We start from the raw sequence: 22,640 nt of genomic DNA on the forward strand, positions 1-22,640 counted from the left end.
CTTATTGTAATAAGATGTTTCAAGACATTCAAATTGTTATGGACTCAAGCTGGATCGCCCTCCTGGGCTGCACCCTCGGCTCCTTTGCACTGGCCTTCACCCTGGCGCGCTCGCCCGCCCTGGGAGCGGATTTGCCGGGCACGGGGGTGCAGCAGTGCCACGTCCGCCCGACCTCGCGTTTGGGCGGACTGGGAATCTTCCTGGCGCTGGGCGTCGCGTGCATTGCGATCGCCAACCGCGAACAGCAGGCGATCCTCGCCACGATCCTGGTGGCCGGCGCGCCGGCGCTGGCCATCGGGTTGGTTGAAGACCTGACGCGCCGCGTGGGCGTCGCGGCTCGCCTGGCCAGCACCATTGCCGCCGGCGCGATCGCGGTGCTGTGGAGCGACACCCAATTGAGCAGTGTGCATGTCGCGCCCCTGGATGCGCTCCTGTCGCACGCCGCCATCGCCGCGCTCTTCACCGCGTTCGCGGTCGCCGGGATCGCGAATGCCATGAACATCATCGACGGTTGCCACGGCCTGGCCGGGGGAACGGCGACCATCTGCCTGCTTGGCCTGGCAACGATTGCAGCGCAGGCCGGTGATTTCCCGCTCGCGTTCGCCGCCGTCGCCATGGCCGCCGCAGTCGGCGGGTTCCTGATCGTCAACTTCCCGTTCGGCCGCGTGTTCCTTGGCGACGGAGGCGCGTATTTCACGGGGTTCGCCATCGGCTGGATTGCGGTGCTGCTTCCCTCGAGAAATCCTTCCGTTTCGCCCTGGGCCAGCCTGCTGATTTGCGCGTACCCGGTCATCGAGGTGCTTTACAGCGTCGCGCGCCGCGCCGCACGTCGGGTGCCTGCCGTGGCCGCAGACCGGGACCACCTCCACAGCATCGTTGCGCGCCGCATCGCGCCCGCCTGGTTGCCGGGGGCGCGGCCTGACCTGCACAACGCCGCGACCTCGGTGGCCATGTGGGTCCTCGCCGGCGTGCCGGCCGTCACGGCGGTGATCGCATGGCGCCACACGGGCTGGTTGATGATGGGGACGGCAACGGCCTTCATGCTCTACCATTGCCTCTATCAGCGAGTGGTCCGTCATGAGCAGTAACGATCCCAAGACATTCGTCGCCGGCCACCGTGGCCTGGTGGGCTCGGCGCTCGTGCGCGCGCTGCGGGCGCGGGGTAACGAGAACCTGGTGCTTCGCGCGCACCGCGAGCTCGACCTCACGGACCAGAAGGCCGTGATGGACTTCTTCGCGGCCGAACGTCCCCAGCACGTCTACCTGGCCGCCGCACGCGTGGGGGGCATCCTGGCGAACAACCGCTACCCGGCCGAGTTCATCTACAGCAACCTCATGGTGCAGGCGAACGTCATCCACGCGGCCCATGTGCATGGCGTGGAACGCCTGCTGTTCCTGGGCTCGAGCTGCATCTACCCGAAGCACGCCGAGCAACCGATGGCCGAAGAGGCGCTGCTGACCGGGCCGCTCGAGCCGACGAACGAACCCTATGCGGTGGCGAAGATCGCGGGCATCAAGCTGTGCGAAAGCTACAACCGCCAGTACGGGTGCGACTTCCGCAGCGTGATGCCGACCAACCTGTACGGGCCGGGCGACAACTACCACCCGGAGAACAGCCATGTGGTGCCGGCACTGATCCGGCGATTCGACGCGGCAAGGAGCCAGGACGCAGATACGGTGACGATCTGGGGCACGGGTCGCGCGATGCGGGAATTCCTGTTCGTGGACGACATGGCCGAAGCGTGCCTCCATGTCATGGCGCTGGACAAGGCCGAGTACGAAGCGTGCACGGAGCCCATGCAAAGCCACATCAACGTCGGGTTCGGCAGCGACGTGACGATCGAGGAACTTGCCCGCAAGATCGCGACCGTCGTCGGCTACACGGGGCGCATCGTCTTCGACTCGGCGAAGCCGGACGGATCGCCGCGCAAGCTCCTCGACTCGTCGCGCATCCGGGCCATGGGATGGCGGCCGCGCACCTCGCTCGACGAAGGCCTCGCGCAGGCGTACGCGGATTTCGCGAATCGCACCCTGGCCACCGAGCCGTGCCTGTAGGAACGCGCCGCGACCGCTGCGCGGATTGAAATGCGCCACTACCACCCCAGCCTTCGCGTGCTCGTCACCGGCGGCGCCGGATTCCTCGGCAGCCACCTGTGCGAGCGTCTCCTCGAACAGGGCCACGACGTGCTCTGCGTCGACAATTTCTTCACCGGCACGCGCAGGAACGTCGAGCCCCTGCTGGATCACCCGCGCTTCGAGCTGATGCGGCACGACGTGACTTTCCCGCTGTTCGTGGAGGTCGACCGCATCTTCAACCTGGCGTGCCCGGCGTCGCCCGTGCATTACCAGCACGACCCGGTGCAGACCACCAAGACCAGCGTGCACGGCGCGATCAACATGCTCGGGCTGGCCAAGCGTCTGCGAGCCCGGATCTTCCAGGCCTCCACGAGCGAGGTCTACGGCAACCCGTCGGTGCACCCGCAGCCGGAAGACTATTGGGGCAACGTGAACCCGATCGGCCCCCGCAGCTGCTACGACGAAGGCAAGCGCTGCGCCGAAACGCTGTTCTTCGATTACCACCGCCAGCACGGCCTGGACATCAAGGTCGCGCGAATCTTCAACACCTACGGTCCACGCATGCACCCCAATGACGGGCGCGTCGTGAGCAACTTCATCGTGCAGGCGCTGCAGGGGCAGGACATCACCCTCCACGGCGACGGCTCGCAGACGCGCTCGTTCTGCCACGTGTCGGACCTGCTCGAGGGCGCGTTGCGTCTGATGGAAAGCGGTCCCGACCTGCCCGGCCCGGTGAACCTGGGCAACCCCGAGGAATTCACGATTCGCCAGCTCGCCGACCTCGTGGTCCAGATGACGGGCTCGCGATCACGCATCCGCACGCTGGCGCTGCCGACCGACGACCCCCTGCAGCGGCGCCCCGACATCTCCCTGGCGCGGAAACGGCTCGACTGGGAGCCTCGGGTGGCGCTGCGCGAAGGCCTCGTGGAGACCATCGCCTACTTCGACCGGCTGCTCGCCTCTGGTGGCGCGCGGCCGTCAGCGCCCTTACCCTGAAGTCATTCCGGGAGGGTGCGGCCCGCCGCCCCTCCCATTGCCAACATGTGCGGCATCGCCGGTATCTACGCCTTCCGAGCCTCGGCGCCCAGCGTCGAACGCGAGGAGCTGCGCGCCGTGCGCGACCACATGGCGCGCCGGGGACCCGACGGCAGCGGTGAGTGGTTCTCGGCCGACGGGCGCGTCGGGCTCGGACATCGAAGGCTGGCGATCATCGACCTCAGCGAGCGCGGCGCGCAGCCGATGGCGAGCGCCGACGGCAGCGTGGTGGTCAGCTTCAATGGCGAGATCTACAACCACCGCGAACTGCGCCGCGAGCTGGAAAGCCGCGGCCGCGCCTTCCGGTCGGACTCGGACACGGAAGTGCTGCTGCACCTGTACGAGCTCGAAGGCGAGGCCATGCTCACGCGCCTGCGCGGCATGTTCGCCCTCGCGCTGTGGGACGGGCGCAAGCGCTCGATGCTGCTGGCACGGGATGCCTTCGGCATCAAGCCGCTCTACTACTCCAGCGATGGCGGGACCTTGCGCTTCGCCTCCCTGGTCAAGGCGCTGTTGCGCCCCGGCACGCCGATCGACACCGCGCCAGACCCGGCGGGCCATGTCGGCTTCTTCCTGTGGGGAAGTGTGCCGTCGCCTTGGACGCTGTACCGGGGCATCCGCGCCGTGCCCGCGGGGCACGCGCTATGGATCGGGCCGGAACAGGCCGGCCCGCCGCACCCCTTTTGCGAGGTGACCAGCATCCTCGCCGAGGCGGCCGCGAACCCCGCGCGGGGCACGCGCGATGACGCCCTGGCGGCGATCTCGGCGGCCGTGCGGGACAGCATCGCGGCGCATCACGTCTCCGACGTTCCCGTGGCAGTGTTCCTCTCTGCGGGCCTCGACTCCGCGCTCATCGCCGCCTTGTCGGCCAACCTGGGCAGGCCGCCGCGAACCATGACGCTCGGGTTCGCGGAGTACGCGGGCACGGCGCACGACGAAGTCCCCGCCGCGGAAGCGCTCGCGCGCTCCCTGGGCACGGATCACGCGACGGTCGCGGTGCGCAAGGAAGACTTCCACGCCGAGGAGGCCCGCTTGATGGAAGCGATGGACCAGCCGTCCATCGACGGCATCAACGCCTGGTTCGTGGCCCGCGCCGCGCGGTCGGTCGGGGTGAAGGTCGCGCTGTCCGGCCTCGGGGGCGACGAGCTCTTCGCGTCCTACCCGAGCTTTCGGCAGGTCCCGCGCCTGCGAAGCTTCACCCGCCCCTTCGCCGTGGTGCCGGCCCTGGGAAAGGCGCTGCGCCGCGCAGCATCCCCGTTGCTCAAGCGCCTGACTTCCCCGAAACATGCGAGCCTCCTCGAGTACGGCCCGACACTGGGGGGGGCGTACCTGCTGCGCCGCGGCTTGCACATGCCTTGGGAGATCGAAAGCCTGCTGGAACCCGCGTTCGTGCGCGAGGGCCTGCAGAGCCTGGAGTGGGAACGGAACCTGCAGCACACGACGCGCGGCATCGCGAGCGACAGGCTCGCCGTCTCGGCCCTGGAGATGTCCTGGTACACGCGCCATCAGCTGCTCGCCGACACCGACTGGGCCAGCATGGCCCACTCGCTCGAGGTGCGGGTCCCCTTCCTCGACGTCCCGCTGCTGCGGGCAGCCGCGCCGTGGCTGGCCGCGCATCCCGGCATCACGAAGCCCGAGGTCGCTCGCGCGATCGCACCGTCCCTGGGGCAGCCCGTGCTGGAGCGGCACAAGAGCGGGTTCTCCGTGCCGGTGCGGGAGTGGGTCGCAGGCTCGGAGTCGGTCCCGGCGCGACGCGGGCTGCGCGGCTGGGCCGAGTACGTCCACCGCGCCAGCGCGCCGCGGCATGTCGAGCGTGTGCGGCGCAGCGCCGAAGGCTCGCTCGCCCTCTGGTCGCCCACCATGGCGACACCCGGCGGCGTGCAAAGCTACATGTGGCGGCTTTGGGAAGTCCTCATGGGCGTTTGCGGAAGCGCCTCGGCGCCGCGGGGAGTGTGCCTGCAGGACGAGCCCGAGCAGTTGGCACGTTGGGACAACCCGTCCCCGGCGCGGCCGGCCGGCGCGGCGGGCCACAAGTGGCGCTTCGTGCGCTACGCCCTGGGCCGTCAGGGTCGCGCCCGGGTGGTGATCGTCGGGCACGTGAACCAGGCACCTGTCGCGTGGATCGCCTGGCGGCTGTCGCTCATCCGGCAGTACATCGTCATCCTGCACGGCATCGAGGCCTGGCGCCGCTTGACGCCGCTTCGCCGACTGGCCGTGCGCGACGCCCACGCGGTGGTCGCCACGACAAGTTACAGCGCCGTGGCCTGCGCCCGCGCAAATGCCCTGTCCGGCCACAACTTCCGCATCGTCCCGCTGTGCGCGGAACCGGTCCCCGCCGCGCCCGACCCGAGATTCGCCCTGGATGGGGCTTTCCGGATCCTGTTCGTGGCGCGCCTGTCGCGCGTGGAAAGGTACAAGGGCCTCGAAACCCTGACGGCGGCGGTGAGCCTACTCGTGCGCGAGCGCGGCATTCCCGCCAAGCTGCATGTCGTGGGCGACGGTGACGACATGGCCCGGCTCCAGGAAGTGGCGCGGGACCACGGGCTCACTTCCGACTCCGTGCACTTCCACGGCCGGCTGTCCGATGCGCAGCTACAGGCCGCGTATGCATCGGCCCACGTGTTCTCCATGCCCAGCGAAAAGGAAGGCTTCGGCATCGTTTTCCTGGAAGCGATGCGGCGTGGCGTGGCGTGCATCGGCGGCGCGCACGGCGGCACGCCCGAGGTCTTCGAGGACGGCCGCGAGGGAATGCTGGTGCCCCATGGCGACTGCGAGCTGCTCGCGCAGAGGCTGGAAGCGCTCGCCACGGACGATGCCCTGCGCGAGCGCCTGGCCCGTGCTGGACAGGCCCGGTTCGAGCGCAGCTACACGTTCCCGATCTTCCAGCAGCGTTGGGCCGAACTCCTGGAACGCCATGCCCAGGCCTGATCCCCGCGGTCCCGCACTGCCGGCCCTGATGCTGGCGCTCTGGCGCCGGCTGGCCACGGGGCGCAAGTACGAACTCTTCGCCGTCGGCGCGCTCACCGTCGCCAGCGCCTGTGCCGACGTCGCCACCATCGGTGCCGTCATCCCGTTTCTCGCCGTGCTCATGGATGCCCGCCAGGCCCTCGACGTGCCCCTGGTCTCGGCATTCGCCCAGCGCCTGGGGGTCGCCTCATCGGGTGGGCTCGCCCTCCTGCTCACCCTCGTCTTCTGCGCCGGCTGCCTGGTCGCCGCGGTGCTGCGAATCCTGCTGGTCTGGCTGCAGAATCGCGCCGGGCTCACCACGGGCTCGGAGATCAGCGTGGCGGTGTATCGACGGACATTGGCGCTGCCCTACAGCGTGCATGTGGAAAGAACGAGCAGCGAGGCGATCAGCACCGCCCTGCACAAGGTGGAAGGCGCGGTCCTGGGCGTGCTGATGCCGCTGCTGCAGCTCGCAAGTTCCGCTGCGCTCGTGTTGCTGGTCCTCGCCGCAGTCGCTGCAGTCGACCTGCGCGTGGCCCTCGTCGCCACCGTGACGCTCGGCGGCGCGTACGCCCTGATCTCGTGGCGCACCCGCAACCACCTCGCGCGTATGGGCCGCCGGATGGTCGACGAGCAAGGCAAGGCGATCGGCGCGCTGCAGGAGGGGCTGGGCGGAATCCGCGACGTCATCCTCGACGGCACCCAGCAGCACTACTGCGACCTCTTCTCCCGCGCCGACCGCGCCGTGCGCCAGGCCCAGGCGACCAGCAACTTCATCGCGCAGAGCCCGCGATTCGTCATCGAGGCATGCGGCATCGTGGCCATCGCGGTCCTGGCGTATGCATGGAGCACCGAAGCAGGCGCCACGGGCGCCGTCCCGTTTCTCGGCGCACTCGCCCTGGGCGCGCAAAGGCTGCTGCCGGCCCTGCAGCAGGCCTACAACGCATGGGCCTCCATCATCGGCAATCGCGCTTCCCTGGCCGATGTCGTGGAGATCCTGGAGCGGGCCTCGCCCGACGACGCCCCCGCGCAAAGGGAGATTCCCTACCGGCGCTCGCTGCGGCTGGAAGGAGTGCGCTTCCGTCATCGGGACGCGGGCGCGTGGATTCTCGACGGCGTCGACCTGGAGGTGCCGCGCGGCGCGCGAGTGGGCATCGTCGGCAGCTCCGGGAGCGGCAAGACCACGCTCGTGGACATCATGATGGGCCTGCTGGAGCCGACGCAGGGCGTCGTGCGGGTGGACGACGAAGCGCTCACGCCTGAAACACTGGCTTCCTGGCGGCGCCGGGTCGCGCATGTCCCGCAGTCCATCTTCCTGGCCGACTCGACCCTTGCGCAGAACATTGCCTTCGGCGTCGCGCCCGGGGCCGTGGACATGCAGCGCGTGCGCGAAGCCGCGCGCCGCGCGAGGCTGTCCGACTTCGTGGAGCGCTGCCCGCGCGGATACGAGGAATCCGTCGGCGAGCGGGGCATCCGCCTTTCGGGCGGGCAGCAGCAGCGCGTCGCGATCGCCCGCGCGCTCTACAAGCGGCCCGACATCCTGTTCTTCGACGAGGCCACCAGCGCGCTCGATGCCCAGACCGAAAGGTCCGTGCTGGAGGCCATCGACGCCCTCGGCCGCGACCTCACCGTCGTGATCGTCGCGCACCGGCTGTCGGTCCTGCGCGGTTGCGACTTCATCGTCAGGGTCGAGGACGGTAAGGCCGCGGCGCTCGCGGGTGCGGCGGCGGGCGCAGATGCCTGAGGCAGCCGTGGCGCAGGTTCGCTGGCGGGTGGCGTTCGTCAACACGCACCCCATCCAGTACTTCGCGCCCCTGTACGCGCACCTGCAGTCGCATGCCGGGCTGGACGTGACCGCCCTGTACCTGTCGGACTTTTCGTTGCGCGGCGGTCACGACAAGGGCTTCGGCCGGGCGGTGGCGTGGGACATCGACCTGCTGGCGGGCTATAAGCCGGAGTTCATGGGCCAGCGCGCATCGCGCCGCCAGCTGGGCGGCTACTTCTCCATGGTTGCTCCCGAGCTCTGGGGCGCGATCCGCCGCGGCAACTTCGACGCGGTCGTCATCCATGGCCACAATTTCGCCGCGCACCAAGTCGCGCTGGCCGCCTGCCTGGCCAGCGCTACCCCCGTCCTGCACCGCAGCGAGACGCACCTGGGACTGCGCCGGCCGCGATGGAAGGAAGCCATCCGCCGGCCCCTGCTTTCCCGCTGGTACCGGGCCTTCGACGGTTTCCTCGCGATCGGTTCGGCCAACGCCCGCTACTACCGAAGCATGGGCATCCCCGCCGAGCGCATCCACCGCGTGCCGTATGCGGTGGACAACGAGCGCTTCATGGCGGCGGCGCGGCAGTCGGGCGAGTCGCGCGCGCGGGTGCGCGAGCGGCTCGGGTTGCAAGGCAGCGCGCCTGCGATCCTCTCGGCCGCCAAGTTCGAGCCGCGAAAGCGGCCCGACGAACTGCTGGAAGCATTCCGGCGGCTGCAGCAGGAAGGGGTCGAAGCGCAACTCGTGCTCGCCGGTTCCGGCCAGATGGAGCCGCAACTCAAGGCCATGGTCGCGCGGCACGGCATTCGCAATGTGAGCTTTCCCGGCTTCATCAACCAGGCCGAATTACCGCAGGTGTACGCCGCCTGCGACGTTTTCGTGCTGCCCTCGGATAACGAGCCATGGGGGCTGGCCGTGAACGAGGCGATGTGCGCGGGCCTGCCTGTCATCGTGTCCGGGGAGATCGGCTGCGCGGAAGACCTCGTGGCGGGCGGAGGAAACGGCGCGACCTTTCCCGCTGGCGACATCGCTGCGCTTGCCGGCGCCCTGCGGCCGCTGCTGGTCGACGAGGGCGCGCGCCGGCAAGCGAGCCGGGCCAGTGCGCTGCGCATCGGGGCGTGGGGCTATGCCCAGTGTGCCGAGGGCCTGCGCGAGGCCATCGGCGCGGCCCGCGCGCACCGCGGGTTCGCCTGAGGTCCACCGGCCATGGCCATTCCCGAGTCCGACATCTCCGTCCTGATCCCGACCTACCGCTACCGCGACAAGGTGGGGCGTGCCGTTGCGTCGGCGCTCGACAGCGGCGCCGGCGAGATCCTGGTCGTGGACGACCGCAGCGACGACGGTACACGCGAACTCGTTGCAGCAATCCGCGATTCGCGCCTGTCGTTCATTGAGAACGAAACCAACCTCGGGCTCTGGGAGAACCACCTGCGGGCACTCGGTGCCGCCACCCGCCCCTGGATCAAGTTCATCCAGGCGGACGACTACCTGCTGCCGGGAGGCCTGGCGAAATACGCGGCTGTCGCGGCCGCGGACGTCTCCGTGGTCACCGCGGCACCCGTGATGCGCGACGACGCGACCGGGGAAACCTGGCTCACGTACGCGCTCGCACAACCCGCGCGCCTGGACTGGGCGGCATTCGAGCGCATGTGCCTGTGCTTCGGCAACTTTCTTGGCTCGCCCTCGTACATGATGCTGCGTGCCGACGCGATCGACCGCGACCCGGCCCTGTGGCGCACCCAGATGTCAGCCGACATGGTGGCGGGCGCTATTGCCGCCAGCCAAGGCGCGGTCGTGGTCCTTCCCCCCGGCGCCGTTGGCCACGGCGTGCATGCCCGCCAGGACGCAAAGACGCAAAGGAGCGTGCAGGGTCTCCAGCGAATGGCCAATTCGCTCGCGTACCTGCGAGCCCGGCCCGAACCCGGGCTACGCCGGCTCGCGAACCTTTGGACCCTGGCGAACCTGCGGGCCATGGCCAGGACGTTCGTGCGGGGAGTGGTCCGCGACGTCGACTCCCGGGCCGAACTCGTGCGATGCTTGTCGCGGCTGCTTGTCGATCCATCACTGACGGACTGGCGCGAAATGCTTGCGGCCCGCACCGCCCTCTCGAACGCGTTGCAGGCGCGCAGCCGGGCCGGTCAACCGTTCGACCTGCAGCGACTCCTTGCCCATGCCCCTTGACGGATCCGATCGATGAACATTGACCGCGTTGACGGCCTCGCCTGCCCGGTCCACCACGGGACGCTGCGGCATGCCGGGGGAATCCTGCAATGCGCCGAGTGCGGCCCCGTCGGCCGCATGGAAGGAGCGGTGTTCTCGTTCCTGCCGCAAGCCGATGCTTTCTACGAAGGCCGGTACAGCAACCGGACGCGCTTCCTGCCGCGCAATGACGGCCTCGTGGCCACGTTCCCGCTGCGGGTCGTGCTGCAGGGCTATCCCACCACCGTCGCCGCCGAAGTTCCCGAAGGGTCCACCGTCGTCGAGATCGGCTGCGCCGGCGGGCTTGCCTGGTTCGCCCGGCGCTACCGCATGGCGGGCATCGACCTGTCGCTGGGTTCCCTGCGCCTCGCGGCGGACTATCGCTATGCGGTCCAAGGCGACGCGCGCCGGCTGCCTTTTCCGGACGGCAGCGTGGACGGCGTGGTCAGCTCGTGCTTCTTCGAGCACCTGGACGACGAGGGGAAGCTGCAGGTGCTGCGCGAGTGCGCCCGCGTACTTCGGCCAGGTGGCAAGGTGGTCTTCTTCTACGACGTCTGGACCGACAACCCGGTGATCGCGTTCTTCCGCCGCCGCGACCCGGCGCGATACCGGCGTGAATTCCTCGAGGGCGACGGCCATGTCGGCTATGCCAGCCTCGCTCACAACGCCGTGCTGTTCGAAAGAAGCGGGCTCGCCGTTCTTCGCCATGCGTATCACGAGCGCACCCCACTCCTGTCCAATTCCTGCTGGCAGAAGCTGGCGACCTGGCCCGGCCTCGCCGGCCGGCTCGCGCGCCTGATGGATCGGCTGACCGGGGGCGTTCTTCGCCTTCCGGCCCTGGTGCTGGTCTTCCTCCTGGACACGACCGTCGGCCGCCTGTTGCCTGCCGATTGGGCCCGTTGCGTGACCACAGTCGCCCGCAAGCCATGAAGATCGCGGTGGTGGGTCGCTTCTACGAAGAGGGTTTCGCGACTTTTGTGGCGCAGGCCCTGGCGGACATGAAGCACGAACCCGTGCGGTTCGACCCCGCGGCACCCCTGGTGCCGTTCGGCTCTCGGGCGGCGTTCTACATCAACCGCCTGCTGTCGAAGGGCCACGAGACCGTGATGGCTGCCGCGCGGACGCTGGGCCTTTCCGCGGACGGCAGGGCACTGGTGCGCGCCGTCGAAGCCGCAGGCGGCGTGGACCTCATCATCGCGTGTCACGACTTCCTCACGCCGGCCGACGCCCAGCAGGTCAAGCAGGCCGCCAGGGCCCCCCTCGCCCTGTGGTACCCGGACCCGATCTGGAGCTTCCAGCGGCACATGTTCCTGAACGCGCCATACGACTTCCTGTTTTTCAAGGACCCTTACCTGGTCGACATCCTGCGGCGCAAGATCGGGGCAAACGCGTTCTACCTGCCCGAGTGCTTCAGCCCTCGCTCCCTATGCAGCGAGGACGCGCCGGAAGCGCAGTACCAGGCCGATATCTGCACCGCTGGAAACCTCTACGCGTACCGTGTTGCGCTGTTCCGCCACCTGGAAGGGCGCGACGTGAAAATCTGGGGTTTGCCCGCCCCCCTCTGGATGGACACACGCGGCATCGAGCCCATGATTCAGAACCGCTTCGTCGCGCATTCGGAAAAGGCCAAGGCTTTCCGAAGTGCGAAGATCGTGCTGAACAACCTGAACCCGGCGGAAATCTGGGGGACCAACGTGCGCACGTTCGAGATTTGCGGGGCCGGCGCGTTCCAGCTGGTGGACTGGCGGCCGGGCCTGCCGCAGCTGTTCGAGCCGGGCAAGGAGCTGGTCGCCTTCGACGGGCTGGAGGACATGAAAGCCAAGATCGACCATTACCTCGGAGCGCCGCAGGAGCGCGACGCCATCGCCGCAGCCGGGCAGGCGCGGGCGCTGCGCGAGCACACCTATGAACATCGGTTGCGCCTGCTGCTGGACACGGTGGCCGGTGCCCGCGCGGGCTTCGACATGCCCCGCGCCGGCGGGGGGCCTGCGTGGTGATCGACGACCAGGTGGCAGCGGCGGCGGCGCACCGGCACGCCTTGGGGCGGCTGCGCGCGCGCGTGAATTTCGGGCTTGGCCTCCTCTTGCTGGGCGCCGGGGCCATCAATGCCGGGGCGCATGTGCTCACGAAGGAGGCCGAGCGCGGATCCATGCACTTGGCCGCTGCCGCGTTCTGCGTTTACCTGTTCCTCGAATGCCGGCGCCACACTCTGCGCACGGATGCTTTCGGCCTCCTGGCGCCGCCGCTGCTGGCGTCGGTGCTGTTCGCGTTCCTGTCCTTCGTCTTTCCGGTGACGGCGTCGCTGCATGACCCTTATATCGCCTTCCGTTTCGACGGCGTCATCTTCGGGACGGCCGACGAGATCAGCGAGGTGCTGGGCATGCTGGCGCTCGCCTGTTTCTGCCTCTGGCGCGGCTACGGCCTGGGTAGCGGGTTCGCGCGGCGCTTGGGAGCGCGCATCCAGCGCGCCGCCCTGCTGCGGCAGGAGTGGGCTCCGCGCATGCCCGCGCTCCTCGTGCTGCAGGCGATCTTCATCGGGCTGGCCATCGCCAGCATCAACCTCGGCGTCTTCGGCATGGCGAGTTCTCCCGAAGCGCGGGAGCGAAACGTCCTTTTCCTCGACATCATCAATGTCGGCATGACGGGTGGCACGGTATCGCTACTGCTCTTGCTCATCGTGTATTTCCGCCGGGCGGATGCCGGACGCAAGCACCTGGGACTGGGCATCCTCTGCGCACTGCTCATCATGATCCACCTGGCCTTCGGCCTGCTTTCTGGGTTCAAGTTCCAGTTGGTCACGCCCTTCATCACCATCGTCATCGCCCAATACCTGGCGAGCCGGAAGGTGAGCACCACTTTCGTGGCGATGGGCATCGCCGCCCTCGTCCTGGCGTATTCCGTCGTGGAGCCCTACCGGGCCTACCTGACATTCGCGGGCCTGCGGGGTGAGTCGGAGCTGCACACCCTGGCACGTGCCGTCGGCTCGTCGATCAGCGAACGCACGAGCCTCGCGCGGGACGATCACCCGCTGAGCACCCAGATCGCAACCCGTTTCGACTTGACTTTGATGACCGCGGTCGGGCTGCAGGCCGCGCAGGAGAAGATCGTCGACGAGCGCCTGATCGGCGAAATGGCGGAGAGCATCTACCTGTCCCCGATCCTGGCATTCGTGCCCCGACTCTTCTGGCAGGACAAGGGCAGTTACGCCACGGGAGCCTGGTTCTACCAGATCGCGATGGGGGGATCGAGCCTCGACAACACCTCGGTGGGGATGGGGCCCATCGCCTATCTGTATTTCATCGGTGGTGTGCTGGGAATCGTGCTGGGCTTCGTGGCCATCGGCGTCCTGCAGGCCATCGTGTTCGAAGGCATCGCGCGGGTGGGCGCCGGTGGCGTCCTGATCTACCTGAGCACCATCGCCACGCTGGTCCTGCTGCCCAGCGACATCGGGCCGGCCCTGACCGGCATGCTGCGAATGCTGGTCATTGCCTTCGTGGCGCAACTCATCCTGTTGCGGCCGAACAGGCAGGGGGCGGGCGCCTGGAGCCGGTTCGTGCGAAAGGCGTGACGGCATGGGCATCGAGACGACGCCCTCGGCGACCGCCATCTACCGGAACGACGGCAACGACACGGCGCTCGCCCTCATTCCCGAGGACGCCCGCCGGATCCTGGACATCGGCTGCGGCGCGGGCGACAACGCCCGCCGGCTCGGCGCGCGCGGCGCCGCGACGCAGGTCGTCGGCGTGACCTGGAGCCACGCGGAAGCCGAGCAGGCCTCGCGCCACTGCGCAGCGGTACACGTGCTGGACCTGGACCGGGAAACCGTGCGCGACGTAGGGGAGCCGTTCGACGCCATCCTGCTTTCGCATGTCCTGGAACATCTCGCCGACCCGCCCCACGTGCTGAGGTCGTTGGTTCCCTTGCTGCGCCCCGGCGGCTGCGCGGTGATCGTCGTTCCCAACGTCCTGGAGTGGCGCACGCGGCTCGCCCTTGCCGGCGGGCGGTTCGAGTACGCGGACCACGGCATCCTCGACCGAACGCACCTTCGCTTCTACACCTACTACACGGCTCCGCGAGAACTCGTCGCGCCGGTCGAAGGCCTGCGCCTGGAACGCGTGATCGCCAAGGGTGCCGCGCCACTGGGTCCGCTGCGCCGCCGCATCCTCTCACCGACGCTGCGCGCGCGCGTCGACGAAATCGCGGTGCGCCGCTGGCCCAACCTCTTCGCTTCGGAAGTGGCGATGCTCGCGCGCCGCGTGGAACCGCCCCATGAAGCGTGACACGATCGCCTTTTTCTGCATTCGCGACGGGGTGAACACCGGGCGCTACCTGGAAGCGGCCGCTTCGCGCGCAGGCTGCGCCGTGGAACGCATCGACACGCTTCGCGGCGCCGGTGACGGGCGGGGATGGCGGGCGCTCATCGTCGTGGACCCCTGCCTGTCATCACCCGGGGCGCTGCGCGACATGCAATGCCCCGTGCTGGGGTACGTCATCGATGTCCATCAGCAGCTGGAAGTCCGCCTGCGCTATGCGCGGTACTTCGACTACGTGTTCGTCGCCCAGCCGGAATACCTGCGGCAGTTCGAGGCGCTGCCGCACAGGAACGCGCATTGGCTGCCGCTCGCCTGCGATCCCCAGGTCCACTTCGTCGAAGGACTGCCGCGCGACATCGACGTCGGCTTCGTGGGAAAGCTGGGGCCGCCGGGCTCGGCACGCCACGACACGCTGCGCCACGTTCTCTCGCGGTTTTCCACGAATGACACGGGGCGCGCCTACACCCCTGCCGAGATGGGCGCCATCTACAGCCGCTCGAAAGTCGTCTTCAACCGCAGCATCAACGGTGATGTGAACATGCGTTTCTTCGAGGCGCTCGCTTCGGGGGCGCTGCTGGTCACGGACCGGATCGGCAACGGGCTGGCACAACTGGGCATCGACGGCGAGCATTTCGTATCGTACGAAACCCCGGAGCAAGCGGTTGACCTGGTCCGGCACTACCTGGCGCATGAGACCGAGCGTGCGGCGATCGCGCAGCGAGGGCAAGCGCACGCGTTCGCGCACCACACTTACGACCAGCGCTGGCGCGCCATCGAGGGCACGGTGGAAGCACACGGGTCGGCAGGCGCGCCAGCCCGGCAGGCGCCGCCGAGGCAGGAGGCCCTGTGGCGCAGCCAATGCCTGCGGCTGCAAGGCGCTTCGCTGGGTGAGGTGGGCCGGCTTGTCGGCGCCGGCAACTGGTCGGGCGGCCTGTTGGCCAACGTCGCCGTCGCGGCCGCCCGCGGAGTGATCCGCCCGCTGCGGCGGCGTCTGCAATCGGCCGCCCGGAAATGAGCACACGCGGCGGCCGCATCTGGCTGTTGGGCGCGGCGGCGATGTCGGTGCTCGCCCTCGTTCAGCGCGCCTCCGGCTTTGCGGTCATGTTCGTGCTGTCGCGCGTGCTCGACGCGCGGGGCCTGGGGGCTTACGCCTTCACCCAGTCCACGAGCCAGGCGGCCTACGGTCTCGCCCGGCTGGGTTTGGATGCCGGCATGCATGTGGGGCTGGCCGGCGCCGACCCCGGCAAGGACGGCGAGCGCATGGAGCGCCTGCTCGGCGAGGGCTTCACGGTATTCGTGGCGATCGCCGCCGGTGGCGCGGCTGTCCTCTCGATCTTCGCGGGGCCGCTGGCGGCGCGGCTCTTCGATGCGCCGCAGCTGGAGCCGTTCGTGCACGCGGCCGCGGCGGTCTTTGCATGCCAGGCCATGGCGCAATACGCGTACATCGCGTTCGCGGGTTTGAACCGCTTCGGCGTGCACTCGCGCGTGATGATGGTCTCGGCCGCCCTGATGGTGGCCGCGGTTTCGCTGGCCGCGTGGCTCGGTGGTCCACTCGCAGCGGCGTGGGCTCTGGCTGCCGCGCAACTCGGATCGCTGGGACTCAGCGCAGCGGCGCTCGCGCGCGTGCTGCGCGAGTGCGGCTTGGCGTTTCGCCCGCTCTGGCCGCGAGGCGCGGCGGCATCGATGCTGCGAGTCGGCCTGCCCTTCTACGCGGGGGGGCTGTTCCTGGTGCCGGTCGACTTCGCCAACCTCGGCTATCTCACGCGGACCGGCGGCGTCGAAACCCTGGCCGACTTGCGCGTCGCCCAAGCCCTGTCCGCCGTCGCTGCGGCGCTGCCCACCGCGATGGCGGGCCCGACGATCACATTCCTGACCGAGCGCAGCGCGCAGGGGGAATGGTCCAGCGGCTTGCGGCTGCAGCTGAAGGCCATCGCGATGCTAGCCGTGGCGACGGCCATCGTGCTGGCCACCATCTGGCCGGGCGCGATTGGGCTTGCGTTCGGGTGGAGTTTCGAGGCCGGGCGCACGGTCGGCGTCCTCGCCCTGGCGGCCTTCATTCCGATCGCGCTGCTGGGCGTGCTGCAAGGCGGCTTGCTGGCGCAGGGCGCGTCGCAGGCCCTGTTCTGGACCGGCGTCTTGCATGCCGGTTGCCTCGCAGCGCTCGGCTGGTTGTGGGTCGGCCCTCTCGGCCTGGCAGGCTTCCTCGCGGCGCAAGCCGCCGCAGCCGTGATCGCACTACTCGCCACGGTCGCGGTGTTGCTCCATCGCGACCGCTCCGTGCTGGACGCACCCACGGCATGGGCGCTGGCCACCGCCATCGCGGCCGTCGTGCTCATCGCGGTGACCGCCGCGACCGCCGCCGGACTTGACTGGCGCGTGCGGGCGTTCGCGGGCGTCGCGGCCGCCGGATGCTTTGCCTTCGTGGCGGCAAGGCGCGTGCTCACCGCGCGGGAGCGACCGCTGGTGCGCAAGGCCGTCCAGACGCTGGCCGGCCGCCTCCAGGCCGCATGGCCGGGAGCGCGAGGGTGAAGGTCGCCATCGCCACGCTCGGGCGGTTCCATGTGCTCGACCTCGCCCGGGAGCTGGACCGCGAGGGGTTCGACGTGGCGTTCCACTCGTATGTACCGCGCCGGCGCGCGATGCGATTCGGCCTGCCCGCGCGGTGCCATCGTTCCTTGCTGCGGTATGTGGCGCCGCTCGTGGCCGCGCAGCGATTCGCGCCGCGTTTGTTTGCCGCTGTGCAGGAAAGGGCCATGGCCCGCGCGGTGGATGCCGCCGTGAGCGCGACCCTCGCTCCGTGCGATGTGTTCGTCTGCATGTCCGGCGCCTATTTGCGCGCGGCGCGGGTAGCAAAGGAACGCTTCGGCGCGCAGGTGTGGATCGAGCGCGGCAGCCGCCACATCCTGTCGCAGAAGGAGATTCTGGAAGAACTCGGTGCGCAGCCCCCCACGCAATTCGTCATCGAACGCGAGCTGGCTGCCTATGAACTGGCCGACCGCATCGTCGTGCCCTCGCGTCATGTCGTGGAGAGTTTCACCGAGCGCGCGCCGCACCTGGCGGGCAAGCTCTTCGTGAACCCCTATGGAGTGGACCTCGACGCATTTCCCCAGACCGCCCGCCCGCGGCACGAAGGCCCCTGCACGGTGTTGTTCGTCGGCGGATGGAGCAAGCGCAAGGGCGTGGACTTGCTCGTGCAAGCCGTCCGGCAGTTGGACGGCGTGCGCTTGTTGCATGTGGGCAGCATCGTGGACGTCCCCTTTCCCGCGGGCGACCAACGCTTCGTCCACCGTGACGCGGTGCCCCAGTGGGAACTGGCGAAGCACTATGCGCAAGCCGACGTCTTCGCGCTCGCCTCGCGTGAAGAGGGGCTGGCCATGGTGCAGGCCCAGGCGCTCGCGAGCGGATTGCCGCTTGTTTGCACGGAACGCGCCGGCGGGGGCGACCTTGCATTTTCACCGGCGCTCGCCGCTCGCACCTTCGTCGCACGCGCCGGGAATGCAGCCGCCTTTGCTAGGGGGCTGGAAGCCGCCGTGCGCCTGGTGCGCGACGGCCTCCCGCCCCTGGTTGGCGGGGACCGCGAGCAGCTGTCCTGGGGCGCCTATGGACGGCGCTACGCCGCCGAGTTGCGGCGGACGGCGGGAGACTTCCGTGCGTAGCGTGCTGTTCGCGGCAGACTCACTGGACGTCAGCAAGGGCGGGCCGTCGCAAAACGTCGCCCTTCTCGCGGCCGCTCTCTCGCGGCAAGGCACGCGTGTCGCCGTCGTCTCCTTCAGGCCCGGCAATTTCCATGGGGCCCTGGCGCACGCCGGCGTCGCGACCTTTATGGGCAGCGGCGGCCCTGCGCAAGCCTTCTTCGATTCCGTGCTGGAACGATTTCGACCCGAGGTCGTGCATGACAACGGCATCTGGCTACCCGCCAACCATGCAGTCGCCGGCGCAACGGCCGTGCGCGGGATTGCGCGCATCGTGAGCCCCCGCGGCATGCTGGAGGCTTGGGCCATGCAGGCGGGCAAATTCAAGAAGCGGCTGGCCTGGGCGCTGTACCAGCGGCGGGACTTGCGCGGCGCCGCGTGCCTCGTTGCGACGTCGCCGCAGGAAGCAGCCAGCATCGCCGGGTGGCTGCCCGGCGCGCGCGTGGCCGTCGTGCCCAATGGATGGTCGGCCCCGGAAGCGGCCCCGGCCCACCGGCCGTCCGGTTCGCCGCGCAGAGCTCTGTTCTTCTCGCGCATCCACCCCAAGAAGGGCGTCGAACTGTTGCTCCGCGCATGGGCGCAGGTTCGGCCCGCCCACTGGCGGCTCGAGATCGTCGGGCCCGGGGAGGTCGCGTACGTCCGGTCGCTGGAAGCCGCCGCCGCCAGTCTCGGGATCGACGACTCGGTCGCCTTCGGCGCCCCCGAGTACGACGAGCACGCCAAGAATTTGGCAATTGGTTCCGCGGACCTCGTCGTCCTCCCGAGCTTTTCGGAAAACTTCGGTTCCATAATCGTGGAGGCGCTGGGCCTCGGCGTGCCCGTCATCACCACGACGGCGACGCCCTGGGACGAATTGCCGAAGCGCCGCGCGGGCTGGTGGGTGGAGCCGACGCAGGATGCACTCGCCGCGGCGTTGCGCGAAGCGGTGGCGCTTGACGATGTCGAACGTGCGGCCATGGGGCGGCGCGGCAGCGAATGGGTCCGGTCGGACTTCAGCTGGAAGTCGGTGGCCGAAAGAATGATGCTTGTCTACGAAGAGGTCCTGGGGCGGTCGCGATGACGAAGGTCTGCATCGTTTCGTCGTGCGGCGGGCACCTCACCGAAGTGCGTTGCCTCCTGGCGGCCTATGGCGACCTGCCGTTCTTCTACGTGTTGAACGACAAGGCCCTTCTGCCCGCGGACATGCAGGGCCGGACGTGGTTCATCGCCCACTCGGAGCGCGACTGGAAGTTCTTCCTGAACCTGTGGGAGGCCTTCCGCATCCTGTGGCGCGAGCGTCCCACCGCCATCCTCAGCACGGGCGCGGGTCCGGCCGTGCCCTTCGCGCTGGTCGGGCGCCTTTTCTTCGGCACGCGCGTGGTGTTCATCGAGACCATCACGCGCACCCACGCCCCTTCGGCCACGGGCCGCATCATGTACCGCCTGGCGCACCACTTCTTCTACCAGTGGGAGTCGCTGCGCCCCTTCTTCCCGCGCGGCACGTACGCCGGCCCGCTCCTATGAGCACCTTCGTCGCGGTCGGCAACGCCACGCAGCCCTTTCTCCGCCTGCTCGACGCGGTGGAAGCCATCCGCACGCAGCTGCCGCAACCAGTCTTCGTGCAGTTCGGCGCGGCCGCGGCAGCCGCCCGCTACGCCGGCCGCGGCGCCGCCTTCGTCGACATGGAATCTTTCGAGCGGCATGTGCGCGGCTCGCAGGTGTTGATCCTCCATGCGGGGGCCGGCTCGGTGATCCACGCCATCCGCGCCGGCAAGGTGCCCGTGGTGGTGCCGCGGCGCGCGGCGCTGGGCGAACACGTCGATGACCACCAGCTGGAATTCGCCGCCGAACTGGAGAAATCCGGCAAGGCGCTGGTCGCCCACGACGCCGAATCCATCCTCGCGGCCATGCCCCGCGCGCTGCAGTTGCAGGCGGACGCTTCCGCGCAAGCCGCGACGGCGCCACCTCTGATCGCGCTCGTGCGCGATGCGCTCAGGGCAGGGACGACGACGCGATGACCCTCGTCCTCGGGATCAACGCCTTCCACGGCGATTCGTCGGCCTGCCTCCTGCGCGACGGCGAGATGGTGGCGGCCGCCGAGGAAGAGCGGTTTCGCCGCATCAAGCACTGGGCCGGGTTCCCTGCGGAAGCGGTGCGCTACTGCCTGCATGAAGCGGGCGCCACGCTGTCGCAGCTGGACCACGTCGCGATCAACCAGGACCCGCGCGCCAACCTCGGGCGCAAGCTCGCGTACACACTCGCCCACCGGCCCAGTCCCGCGCTCATCTGGGAGCGCCTGAAGAACCGGCGGCGCCGCGCCGGCGTGCCCGAGCACCTCGCGGCCGCGTTCCCGGGCGAGTCGTTCAAGGGCCGGGTGCATTCCATCGAGCACCACCGGGCCCACATGGCTTCGGCCTTCCTCGTCTCGCCTTTCGAGGAGGCCGTGGTCGTGTCGGTCGACGGCTTCGGGGACTTCGCCAGCGCCGCGTGGGGCGTCGGGCGCGGCGCGCAGGTGGTTGTCGCGGGCCGCGTGCTGTTCCCGCATTCCCTGGGCATCTTCTACCAGGCGCTCACGCAGTTCATCGGCTTTCCGAACTATGGCGACGAGTACAAGGTGATGGGGCTCGCGCCGTATGGCGAGCCCGCCTACCTCGATGACATGCGCCGCATCGTGAAGCTGCTGCCCGGCGGCGAGTTCCGGCTCGACCTGGACTGTTTCGTGCACCACCGGCAACGCATCAGTTTCGAGATGGAGGGCGCGAGCCCCGCCTTCCCGAACCTCTTCTCGCCGCGCCTGGCCGAACTGCTCGGGCCGGCGCGCGCGCCGGGCGAGCCGCTGACCCAACGCCACAAGGACCTCGCACGTTCCACGCAGGCGATGTACGAGGAGGCGTTCTTCCACCTCCTCAACCGCCTGCATGAACGCTACCGGCTGGACTCGGTGGCCGTCGCCGGGGGGTGCGGGATGAACTCAGTGGCCAACGGCAAGATTACATTGCGCACGCCGTTCAAGCGCGTGTACGTCCAGTCCGCCGCCGGCGACGCCGGCGGCGCGATCGGTGCGGCCTACGCCGCGTGGCACCGCCTCGGGGGCGCGCGCGGTGCGCCGCACGCCCACGCCTACTGGGGCCCGGGCTACACGCGCGAGGAAATCGCGCGTGTCCTGCAGGAGTCCTCGGCGCAGATTCGCGAGTCGGGATGCACGGTCACCCACATGGCCGATGAGGCGCAGCTGCTCGGCGATACAGCTTCGGCCATCGCGCGCGGCGAGGTCGTGGGGTGGTTCCAGGGCCGCATGGAGTGGGGTCCGCGCGCGCTGGGCAACCGCTCCATCCTCGGCGACCCCCGGCGCGCCGACATGAAGGACATCCTGAACCTGAAGATCAAGCGGCGCGAGTCGTTCCGCCCCTTTGCCCCGTCGGTGCTGCGCGAAGCGGTGCCCGAATGGTTCGAGCTCGATGGCGACGTCCCCTTCATGATGCAGGTCTACCCGATCCGGGCGGACAAGCGCGAACGCATTCCCGCCGTCACGCACGTGGACGGCTCCGGCCGGCTGCAGACCGTCAGCGCCGACACGAACGCCCGCTACCACCGGCTGATCTCGACGTTTCGCGAACTCACGGGGGTGCCGATGGTGCTCAACACGTCTTTCAACGAGAACGAGCCCGTGGTCTGCACGCCCGCGCAGGCGCTGGACTGCTTCCTGCGCACGAAGATGGACGTGCTCGTGCTGGGCGACCACGTGGTGCGCAGGGCGGCATGAGCATGGAGTCGTTCGCCTCGAAACTCGCCTACCTCCTTACGTCCGCGCGGCGCAGCGTGACGGGGCGGGGATCGGCCTGTCCCAATTGCGGCGCGCCGGCCGCCTCGGTCGTCGACCGCAAGTACCTTGTTACGCGCCTTGCCCGCTGCTCGGGCTGCAGGCTCCTGTACCGCGCACCCACCACTGCGCGCGAAGACAGCGAGGCGTTCTACCAGTCCGACTATGCCGAAGGGTTCACCACCGACACCCCTGGGGACGAGACCCTGCGCTGCTACATGGAAGCGGGCTTTCCCGCCGAGAAGGACTATGGGCGCTACATCGAAGTCGTGGATGCGGCGCAGTCCACGCGAGGGCGCAGGCTGTTCGACTACGGATGTTCGTGGGGCTACGGCAGCTACCAGTTCCGCCGGCACGGCTTCGATGTCGAAGCCTTCGAGATATCGCGCCCCAGGGCCGCGTATGCACGCGAAAAGCTTGGGGTCGCCGTGCATGAAAGCCTCGCTTCGGTCCGCGCGGGATTCGACGTCTTCTTCTGCTCTCACGTGCTGGAGCACCTGCCGGCGGTCCAGGAGGCGATCGATTTCGCCTTCAAGATCCTTGTCCCAGACGGCGTGTTCGTTGCGGTGACACCCAATGGCGCGAGCGCCTTCCGCCAGCGCGAGCCTGCAGCATGGCATCGGGCCTGGGGGTTCGTTCACCCGAACTTTCTTGACCCGGACTTCTACGCGCTGACCTTCCGCGAGCGGCCTTACCTGATCACCTCTGATCCCTATACGCCGGAGGAGATCGCGGCATGGCGCGCAAGCGGGCAGCAGGTCATCGGCGACACCGGCCGCGGGTCCGAGTTGCTGGTGCTGGCACAGAATGCCTGAGT

At 69.1% G+C, this 22,640-nt stretch carries 19 protein-coding genes; all 19 read left to right on the top strand.

All coding sequences use genetic code 11. The features are described from left to right. The first annotated feature begins 14 nt into the window (after window positions 1-14). Genes WG903_RS03505 through WG903_RS03595 form a run of 19 tightly spaced genes read left to right on the top strand, consistent with a single transcriptional unit; the run spans window position 15 to window position 22,638 of the window. Window positions 15-1,088: an MraY family glycosyltransferase gene (locus WG903_RS03505; protein ID WP_340072825.1), complete on the top strand. Its 1,074-nt coding sequence runs from the start codon at window positions 15-17 to the stop codon at window positions 1,086-1,088. After that, entirely contained in the window at window positions 1,078-2,055 is a 978-nt protein-coding gene (fcl, locus tag WG903_RS03510) for a GDP-L-fucose synthase (protein ID WP_340072826.1), read from the top strand. Before WG903_RS03505 ends, fcl begins: the two co-directional genes overlap by 11 nt. A 30-nt stretch (window positions 2,056-2,085) precedes the next feature. Beyond that, window positions 2,086-3,072, top strand: a complete 987-nt coding sequence (locus tag WG903_RS03515; protein WP_340072827.1) for a UDP-glucuronic acid decarboxylase family protein — start codon at window positions 2,086-2,088, stop codon at window positions 3,070-3,072. 45 nt (window positions 3,073-3,117) lie between these two features. Next, window positions 3,118-6,039 carry an asparagine synthase (glutamine-hydrolyzing) gene (gene asnB, locus WG903_RS03520; RefSeq protein ID WP_340072828.1) on the top strand — a complete coding sequence of 974 codons (2,922 nt, stop codon included), beginning with the start codon at window positions 3,118-3,120 and terminating at the stop codon, window positions 6,037-6,039. A 28-nt stretch (window positions 6,040-6,067) separates the two neighbouring features. Continuing rightward, window positions 6,068-7,801 carry an ABC transporter ATP-binding protein gene (locus WG903_RS03525; RefSeq protein ID WP_340072829.1) on the top strand — a complete coding sequence of 578 codons (1,734 nt, stop codon included), beginning with the start codon at window positions 6,068-6,070 and terminating at the stop codon, window positions 7,799-7,801. Next, window positions 7,794-9,014: a glycosyltransferase family 4 protein gene (locus tag WG903_RS03530; RefSeq protein WP_340072830.1), complete on the top strand. Its 1,221-nt coding sequence runs from the start codon at window positions 7,794-7,796 to the stop codon at window positions 9,012-9,014. The genes WG903_RS03525 and WG903_RS03530 overlap by 8 nt, the downstream gene beginning before the upstream one ends. 12 nt (window positions 9,015-9,026) lie before the next feature. Next, on the top strand, window positions 9,027-10,001 hold the full coding sequence (locus WG903_RS03535; RefSeq protein ID WP_340072831.1) for a glycosyltransferase family 2 protein: 975 nt from the start codon (window positions 9,027-9,029) through the stop codon (window positions 9,999-10,001). Between the two features lie 12 nt (window positions 10,002-10,013). Next, the gene (locus tag WG903_RS03540; RefSeq protein WP_340072832.1) at window positions 10,014-10,949 is read left to right on the top strand and encodes a class I SAM-dependent methyltransferase; all 936 of its coding nucleotides are present in this window, start codon (window positions 10,014-10,016) and stop codon (window positions 10,947-10,949) included. Further along, on the top strand, window positions 10,946-12,016 hold the full coding sequence (locus WG903_RS03545; protein ID WP_340072834.1) for a CgeB family protein: 1,071 nt from the start codon (window positions 10,946-10,948) through the stop codon (window positions 12,014-12,016). The genes WG903_RS03540 and WG903_RS03545 overlap by 4 nt, the downstream gene beginning before the upstream one ends. After that, complete coding sequence (locus WG903_RS03550) at window positions 12,010-13,587, top strand: hypothetical protein (RefSeq protein WP_340072835.1); 1,578 nt, start codon at window positions 12,010-12,012, stop codon at window positions 13,585-13,587. Before WG903_RS03545 ends, WG903_RS03550 begins: the two co-directional genes overlap by 7 nt. A gap of 4 nt (window positions 13,588-13,591) precedes the next feature. After that, the gene (locus WG903_RS03555; RefSeq protein ID WP_340072836.1) at window positions 13,592-14,299 is read left to right on the top strand and encodes a class I SAM-dependent methyltransferase; all 708 of its coding nucleotides are present in this window, start codon (window positions 13,592-13,594) and stop codon (window positions 14,297-14,299) included. Then, entirely contained in the window at window positions 14,289-15,347 is a 1,059-nt protein-coding gene (locus WG903_RS03560; RefSeq protein WP_340072837.1) for a CgeB family protein, read from the top strand. The genes WG903_RS03555 and WG903_RS03560 overlap by 11 nt, the downstream gene beginning before the upstream one ends. Continuing rightward, window positions 15,344-16,861 (top strand): lipopolysaccharide biosynthesis protein, encoded by a 1,518-nt coding sequence (locus WG903_RS03565; protein ID WP_340072839.1) that lies wholly within the window; start codon window positions 15,344-15,346, stop codon window positions 16,859-16,861. The genes WG903_RS03560 and WG903_RS03565 overlap by 4 nt, the downstream gene beginning before the upstream one ends. Continuing rightward, complete coding sequence (locus WG903_RS03570; protein ID WP_340072840.1) at window positions 16,858-17,988, top strand: glycosyltransferase family 4 protein; 1,131 nt, start codon at window positions 16,858-16,860, stop codon at window positions 17,986-17,988. The genes WG903_RS03565 and WG903_RS03570 overlap by 4 nt, the downstream gene beginning before the upstream one ends. Next, window positions 17,981-19,084 carry a glycosyltransferase gene (locus WG903_RS03575; protein ID WP_340072841.1) on the top strand — a complete coding sequence of 368 codons (1,104 nt, stop codon included), beginning with the start codon at window positions 17,981-17,983 and terminating at the stop codon, window positions 19,082-19,084. The genes WG903_RS03570 and WG903_RS03575 overlap by 8 nt, the downstream gene beginning before the upstream one ends. Then, window positions 19,081-19,527 carry a PssD/Cps14F family polysaccharide biosynthesis glycosyltransferase gene (gene pssD, locus WG903_RS03580; protein WP_340072842.1) on the top strand — a complete coding sequence of 149 codons (447 nt, stop codon included), beginning with the start codon at window positions 19,081-19,083 and terminating at the stop codon, window positions 19,525-19,527. Before WG903_RS03575 ends, pssD begins: the two co-directional genes overlap by 4 nt. Beyond that, complete coding sequence (locus WG903_RS03585) at window positions 19,524-20,021, top strand: glycosyltransferase (RefSeq protein WP_340072843.1); 498 nt, start codon at window positions 19,524-19,526, stop codon at window positions 20,019-20,021. Before pssD ends, WG903_RS03585 begins: the two co-directional genes overlap by 4 nt. Next, entirely contained in the window at window positions 20,018-21,766 is a 1,749-nt protein-coding gene (locus WG903_RS03590; RefSeq protein WP_340072844.1) for a carbamoyltransferase family protein, read from the top strand. The genes WG903_RS03585 and WG903_RS03590 overlap by 4 nt, the downstream gene beginning before the upstream one ends. A 2-nt stretch (window positions 21,767-21,768) precedes the next feature. Further along, window positions 21,769-22,638, top strand: coding sequence for a class I SAM-dependent methyltransferase (locus WG903_RS03595; protein ID WP_340072846.1), 870 nt, complete (start codon window positions 21,769-21,771; stop codon window positions 22,636-22,638). The last annotated feature ends 2 nt before the right edge of the window (window positions 22,639-22,640 follow it).

It is taken from the genome of Ramlibacter sp. PS4R-6 (assembly GCF_037572775.1).
Classification (GTDB): Bacteria; Pseudomonadota; Gammaproteobacteria; order Burkholderiales; family Burkholderiaceae_C; genus Ramlibacter.